The sequence below is a fragment of the Candidatus Neomarinimicrobiota bacterium genome (assembly GCA_034716895.1).
Taxonomy (GTDB): Bacteria; Fidelibacterota; UBA8477; order UBA8477; family JABMPR01; genus JABMPR01.
Genome location: JAYEKW010000238.1, coordinates 1 through 7275, shown reverse-complemented (window position 1 = coordinate 7275; position 7275 = coordinate 1). Strand labels below are relative to the sequence as shown.

Below are 7275 nucleotides of genomic sequence, written 5' to 3'. Positions count from 1 at the left end.
CGGTTTTTCTTCGATGGATAAAGCTTTTCCAGATTCTTCAAATTCTACCACACCATAGCGTTGAGGGTCTTCAACATGATAGGCAAAAACCACTGCATCACCCTCGTCAGCTACGATCCGGGTGCTTTCCTTGAGCATATCGATGAGACCATGGCCAAAGAAGATATTGTCTCCCAGGATCAGGCAGACATCGTCATCGCAAATAAACTCTTCACCTAAAATAAAGGCTTGAGCTAATCCGTCAGGACTTGGCTGCACTACATATGAAAATGTCGCGTTAAAACGACTGCCATCACCGAGGAGTTGTTCGAAGCGGGGCAAATCTTCTGGTGTTGAGATGATCAGGATTTCATTGATGCCAGCCAGTAGGAGTGTTGATAAAGGATAGTAAATCATTGGTTTGTTATAAATGGGCAGGAGCTGCTTGGAAACCACCCGGGTTAAGGGGTGTAAACGCGACCCTGCGCCTCCGGCTAAAATAATGCCTTTCATGTGTTAATCTCCATTATGCTATACTATTAGTTTCTAGTCAAAAGTCAGAAAGTCGAATGTCGAAAGTCTATACCCACGCTTCGAAAGCCTCAGCGAGACGATGGCTTCTTGCATTATAGGATTGTCAATCTCAACTTTCCATTTATTACTTTACCGGCTGGGCTATTTTACTCCCAGCCGTTCTTGTTCGTAGATATTTTTTTGCTGAAGTTTGGTCCACCACTCTCGATTTTCCAGATACCATCTGATGGTCTCTTTTATTCCTTCTTCAAAACTGTGAGAGGGATTCCAGTCCAGTTCGTTTCTTATCTTGCTAATATCCATTGCATAACGGACATCATGACCGGGGCGATCTGTCACATAAGTGATCTGTTCCTGGTAACGCTTACCCGATTTTGCGGGTTGGATCTGGTCTAAGATAGAGCAGATGGTTTCCACAACCCGGAGATTGGTGACCTCTTCCTCCCCACCAACTAAATAAGTATCTCCTATTTGCCCCTTTTGAAAAACTTGATAGATCGCATCACAATGATCTTCCACGTGGAGCCAATCCCGGATATTCAAGCCGTCACCATATATAGGTAAGGGTTTGCCAGAGATGGCATTGATAACCATGAGAGGGATCAGTTTTTCTGGAAATTGGTACGGCCCGTAGTTATTGGTGCAATTGGTTAGCAAGACGGGAAATCCAAAAGTACGTCCCCATGCTCTAACTAGATGATCAGATCCTGCTTTGGAGGCTGAGTAGGGTGAACTGGGATCGTATGGTGTATCAATGCGGAATAGTTCATCAGATCCCAGGGAACCGAAGACTTCATCCGTGGAAACATGCAGGAAGCGAAAGTTATCCTTTTTAGCCCCTAACAAACGCTTCCAGTAATGATGCATCCGGTCCAAAAGAATGGCAGTACCCACAACATTGGTCATGATAAATGGCATGGGTCCGTCAATGGAACGATCCACATGGGATTCAGCTGCAAAATGGATGATGCCATCTGGTTGAAAATCATTGATGATAGTGTCGATCAGATCGGCATCAGTGATATCACCCTTTACAAAACGGTATCGTTCATGATCAGCTATGGGCAACAAATTCTCCTGATTCCCAGCGTAAGTTAATTTGTCGATGTTTAAGATGTGGTTTTGTGTCTCGCCAATTTGTTTGAGAATAAAATTGCTCCCAATAAAACCTGACCCACCTGTTACTATTAGTTTTTTCAAATTTCTACTCCATGAAAAAGTTTTGACTCTTCAAATAGTGCGGGATAAAAATAGTTAAAAGTTTTGGTGGTCAAAGGTCAAAGGTCAAAGGTCAAAGGTCGAAAGTCGAAAGTCGAAAGTCGGAAATCGAGGGGCGAAGGGTGAGAGGTAGTTTTTGCGAGATCGTCAAATTATAAATATAGCCGCCTGTGCTGAGTTTATCGAAGTGCGATGTGCTGAGTTTATCGAAGTGCGGTGTGCTGAGGGATGCCGAAGTACTCTCTAAGCCTTTACACGAGACATTTCGATTACCTCAATGTCCGAGTGTATGCTTTTATCCAGCGCCAGTTTAATTGTCCCCTAAAAACTTGACGATCTCGTTGGATAATTGGTATCTTCCACATGCACTTAAGCCCTGATCATTAAATTTGAGTTTATGACCCAGTTTATCCACCCAGCCTATGATTCGTCCGGGGTTTCCTACAAGCATGGCAAATGCCGGCACATCTTTGGTAACTACTGCACCGGCACCAATAAAGGCATACTCACCTATTGTGTTTCCACAAACGATGGTGGCATTCGCTCCAATAGTTGCACTCTTTTTAACCAAAGTCTTTGCGTAGAACTGGGTACCTCGCTGAGGAAATTCAGATCGGGGTTGCATAACATTGGTAAAAACCATGGAGGGACCACAGAATACATAATCCTCAAGCTCCACCCCTTCATAGACCGAGACATTGTTCTGAATCTTCACTCCATTCCCGATCTTAACATTATTACCCACATTCACATTCTGACCAATGGAAACGTTTCCGCCAATTGTGGATCCACTCTGTACATGGGAATAATGCCAAACTTTAGTACCCTTACCTACCCGAACGTCCGTATCGACCTCGCTGGTTTCGTGTACGAAATAATCCTTATTTTCAGCAGCCTCTGGACTGGCTACTTCCGAAGTCTCACCCTGAAGTGATTCTGTGGCTTTCTCCAGCACTTCCAATACATCATATGCATTCTGTCCATCAGCAATCTCTAGCTTTGAGCCATCAAGATGATCAATAAAATACTGTAATTCATTGGTTAGAGGAAAGCCCTTCTCATAGGGGATAACTTCCGTGGGGCCATCACGTTTGATAGGCTCGCCTTGCACCCAATCGATACCCTTTTCATAAAAAAGAATATCCTTCTCCTGAGAACTGTCTTCAAATGAGATCATGCCCTTAGAGCCGATGATCACCATGCGGTGTTCTTTAAAAGGATGCAGCCAGCTTACAAAAATATGACCAACCACATTATCAGGGTAGGTCAGAGTGGTCATGGTTGTGTCGTGGATGGCAGGTTGCAAAAACGCGCCTCCTCGACTCACCACTTCAACTGGATTAGAACCAATAAAATATTCGAAAATAGAAATATCATGAGGAGCAAAACTCCACAGAATATTTTCCTCTGTTCGTACCGTGCCCAGATTGAGCCGATTGCTGTAAATATACTCCAGTTTGCCGATCTTACCGGAGTCGATCATTTCCTTGATCTTAATGATGGCAGGATGAAACAACAGAACATGTCCCACCATGAGATTGACACCATGTTTATCCGCAAGTTCTTTAAGCTTACCGGCTTCCCGAGTGTTGAGGGCAATCGGTTTTTCGATCAGAACGTGTTTGCCCTGCTCCAACAGGTAGGAGCCAACTTCAAAATGAGTTTCAGCCGGTGTGGCAACAGTGAACCCATCAAATTCATCCAGGGAAACTTCAGTCACACTATTAAACAACTTGATCTCAGGAAACAGAGTTTTCAATTCCTCCCGACGATTCTCTCTGGATTCTACTATACCACCCAGGGCTCCCAGGTTGTGCAGAGTCTTGATGTGGTTGGTTCCCCAGCGGCCAGCGCCGACAACGCAGATCTTTTTATTTTTACTCATTGTGTCCTCATCATGTAATGTTTCTGGTGTTCAAATTATTCTGCCATTATGTGTAAGTCAAAGGTCTTAAGGTCGAAGGTCAAAGGTCTTAAGGTCAAAAGTCGAAGGTCGAAGGTCGAAAGTCAAAGGTCCGATGTCTCTAAATCTCAGGCTGTTTTCTTAAGTGTTTAGTAAGAGTAGAGATACCTTTTGAAATAGAAATCGACTTATTTCTTAGTTCTAGTGCTTTGTTGACAGCTATGTAATTCAAATCCTCAGCAAGATATAGCATACTCCGTGCTTCCCCACAAGAGGCTTTCGCGATATCCAGGAATCTGGCAAAGTCCTTATCTGAAGACCGTTCAAAGCCCTCAGCAATATTATTCGTAATTGAAACAACCGCTGTTTGAATCTGGTTTCGAAAACCCCAATCCTTTGCACCCTTTGATTGCTCACTGCTATTAGCGATATAAATATCTTTCGCAAGCAGTCTTGCCTCCTGCCAGATTCGTAACTCTTCAAATGTAGAGACTTTGGTCATAAAGTATCAGCCATCTGCATATAGAGCTGTTAACCTTGGACTTTCAGACTTTCGACCTTGAACTATCTTCTTATCACTTCTACTATTTTCTCTATATCCTCTTCTGGAATGTAGGGATACATCGGTAAACTGAATATCCGTTGGCTCATCTCTTCACTGATGGGGAAATCACCATCCTGATAACCCAGATGGGCAAAGGCGGTCTGCTGGTGTAAAGGCTTGGGATAGTATACTGCCGATGGGATACCGGCATCCTTCAGTCTGGTTTGGATTGCTTGACGCTCCTCAGCATTTTTGGCCAATACTGAATACTGAGCCCACACCGACGTATAGCCCTCAGGAGTACTGGGAGTGACAACACATTCAGCCAGCAATTCATTGTATTTTGCAGCTGCTTTGTTGCGCAATTTTATTTCGTTGGGAAATAAAGTGAATTTTTCCAGAACAATGGCTGCCTGAAGCGTATCCATCCGGCCATTGATACCGATCCGGATGTTGTCATATTTATCCCCGCCCTTACCATGGACCCTTACTGATAAAAGTTTTTCGTATAGCTCATCATCGTCTGTGAAGACTGCTCCACCGTCACCATAACAACCCAGCGGTTTGGCAGGGAAGAATGAAGTGGAAGCCGCATCACCGAAACTACAGGCTTTTTTACCATTGATCTCACCACCAAAACCCTGGGCACCATCCTCCAAAACCTTGATATCATATTTTTTGGCAATTGCTTCAATCGCTGGATAGTCAGCAGGAAGGCCAAATAGGTCTACAGGGATGATGGCTTTGGGATTCAACTCACCAGCTTCAACGACCTCATTGATGGCTGCATCTAGAAGCACAGGATCAATATTATAGGTCTGGGGGTCAATATCAACAAAGATGGGGGTAGCACCCAATAGCTGGATCACTTCTGCTGAAGCAATAAAAGTAAAAGGTGTGGTAAAGATAGCATCACCGGGACCTACGCCCCAGGCCATCAATGGCATGAGTAAAGCATCGGTACCAGAGGAGCAGCTCACGCAGTGTTTCACTCCGACGTATTCAGCTAATTGGGCTTCCATTTCCTTGATCTCTGGACCCATGATATATTTTCCATGGGACAGCACCGTCTGAATCCGGGTATCAATTGCGTCTTTGATCATACTCTGTTGTTTGCCCAAATCAATAAACTGCATGTTAACTTTCCTTACTCTTATTGTGTATATCTTATCGCTTCCAGCATGCTAACTCACTTGCCCTTGCAAAGTTCACTCCAAGCGTTTGTTCTCGTATGAAAATAAATAAGAATCCGGTGAATCCTATTATGGTCCTGGCTCATTTGATTGGGGTAGACAATTCATTCGTCTTCGTGAGCGAGGTACTGATGTGGCGATCCCTCTTTTTTAATCGTTGAATCCGAAATCCAAAGAGATTGCTTCGTCGTTTCACTCCTCGCAAAGACGAAGATTTGGCGGGAGAACTGATTCCATTCCAACACTCATTCAACATTTTGAATATGGCTTCCACCAGCTATTTTTGAGCACAATTTTTTTATGCATAAACATCAGGGGTTATCATGAAATTTATTTCCAAAGCACTGTCTCTTACTTCAATTCTGTTGCTTATCTGGGGCTGTGGATCCAGCAGCACACCATCAACCGCACCGCTCTATATGCCCAAGGAGCCAAAACCCATCTGGCTTATAGATCACCCCACCGATCCGAATTTTTATAGTGGTATCGGTTCAGCTGCAAAAAGTCAGTATGGAACAGAAGCTCTGAAAAGTGCTCAGGACCTGGCTTTGGCAGACCTGGCTGGACAAATCACCGTCAGGATCACCAGTGATATCGTAACAACCCTCATCGAAAAGGGTGAGATCACAGAGGAAGAGTATCTGGCTACTGCAAGATCTCAGGCTGTTGCAGACTTGGAAGGTCACGAATTTGTGGATAGTTGGCAAGACCAGAATTATCAGTATGCTTACTATCGTTTATCCAAAGCCAAGTATGCTGCCATTCAAGCCAGAAAACGTCAAGCTGCGCTGGGGTTGTCGAAGGACTTTCTACAGAAAGCCCTGGCAGCAGAAAAACTAAGTGATTTTTCAGAAGCTTTACATGCTTCAACTCAGGCTTTCATCCCCCTGATCCCCTATCTTAATGAGGCTCTGACAGTAGATATGGCAGGTCACAACGTAATTCTGAGCAATGAAGTTAATCAGTTCATCAACACCCTGATCACCGATATCACCCTCTCCCCTAACAAATCCAATGTGAAGGGAAAGTTGGGTAAGCCCATCACTGATAAACTTGTGATCCATGCTAGACGAAGCAGTGGTCTATCTGTAAAAAACCTACCCCTGAGTCTTCACTTTAGAAAAGGAGCTGGTGCATTAATTGAGTCGATCAATACTGGGAGCCGGGGTTTTGCCGAGCTTCAGGTCTCTGCCATCACCTCAGGTGAAACGCTTCAGATACTGGAGGCTTCTATCGATCTGGATGGTTTGCTTGGTAATGAGCTCTCGCCTATCCTGACAAGTATCCTAAATAGCATCCCTCGAGCGACCACCCGGATCATTATTGATGTGAGCAACCCTACCATCTATCTGGAAGCGGTGGAAATGTTCAATGGTCAGACATTAAGGCAATTGCAAGTTGAACCTCTGGTGAAAAATCATTTTATCCACCAGGGATTTCATTTTGTGAATGATCCATCCAAGGCAGATTGGCAAATGACGCTTACGGCTACAGCCATACAGGGTACTGAGTTCAGCGGACTATTTACTACTTTTGCTGATGTCAGCCTGAATGTGCTCGACCGCAGTACTGGAGATGAGATTTATAAGAATTCGCTTTCCAGAGTGAAAGGGGTCGACCTGAGTTATCAAAATGCTGCCAACAAAGCCTTCAACAATGCAGCGGAGAAACTAAATGCCACGATTTTACCTCAGATTATGGAAAGTTTGAAGTAAAGGCAAAAAGTGACAAGTGACAGGTGACAGATGACAGATGACAGATGACAGGAAAACTAAGATTATCGAAACTGGGTACCGAGTGATTTTGTAGAAATCGTATCGAGGACTAAATGATTAGCCATCATCATCATCTTCATCTTCACATGGTCCTCGATCTTGCCAAACACCCCATTGGCCTGAGTCCTC

At 44.2% G+C, this 7275-nt stretch carries 6 protein-coding genes; 1 reads left to right on the top strand and 5 read right to left on the bottom strand.

The features are described 5' to 3' along the window. The 5 genes from U9Q77_13180 to U9Q77_13160 form a co-directional block, all read right to left on the bottom strand. Nucleotides 1–492: sugar phosphate nucleotidyltransferase (locus U9Q77_13180; GenBank protein MEA3288308.1), on the bottom strand; the 492-nt coding region annotated here is incomplete at its 3' end. A gap of 162 nt (nucleotides 493–654) precedes the next feature. Next, entirely contained in the window at nucleotides 655–1713 is a 1059-nt protein-coding gene (rfbB, locus tag U9Q77_13175; GenBank protein MEA3288307.1) for a dTDP-glucose 4,6-dehydratase, read from the bottom strand. Nucleotides 1714–2041: 328 nt separating this feature from the next. Next, nucleotides 2042–3616: a Gfo/Idh/MocA family oxidoreductase gene (locus tag U9Q77_13170; protein ID MEA3288306.1), complete on the bottom strand. Its 1575-nt coding sequence runs from the start codon at nucleotides 3614–3616 to the stop codon at nucleotides 2042–2044. A 139-nt stretch (nucleotides 3617–3755) separates the two neighbouring features. Beyond that, nucleotides 3756–4136, bottom strand: a complete 381-nt coding sequence (locus tag U9Q77_13165) for a four helix bundle protein (GenBank protein ID MEA3288305.1) — start codon at nucleotides 4134–4136, stop codon at nucleotides 3756–3758. A gap of 62 nt (nucleotides 4137–4198) precedes the next feature. Continuing rightward, on the bottom strand, nucleotides 4199–5314 hold the full coding sequence (locus U9Q77_13160) for a DegT/DnrJ/EryC1/StrS family aminotransferase (protein MEA3288304.1): 1116 nt from the start codon (nucleotides 5312–5314) through the stop codon (nucleotides 4199–4201). 380 nt (nucleotides 5315–5694) lie between these two features. Here U9Q77_13160 and U9Q77_13155 point away from each other — a divergent pair, with 380 nt between their 5' ends. Next, nucleotides 5695–7086, top strand: a complete 1392-nt coding sequence (locus tag U9Q77_13155; protein ID MEA3288303.1) for a hypothetical protein — start codon at nucleotides 5695–5697, stop codon at nucleotides 7084–7086. Nucleotides 7087–7275 lie beyond the last annotated feature (189 nt).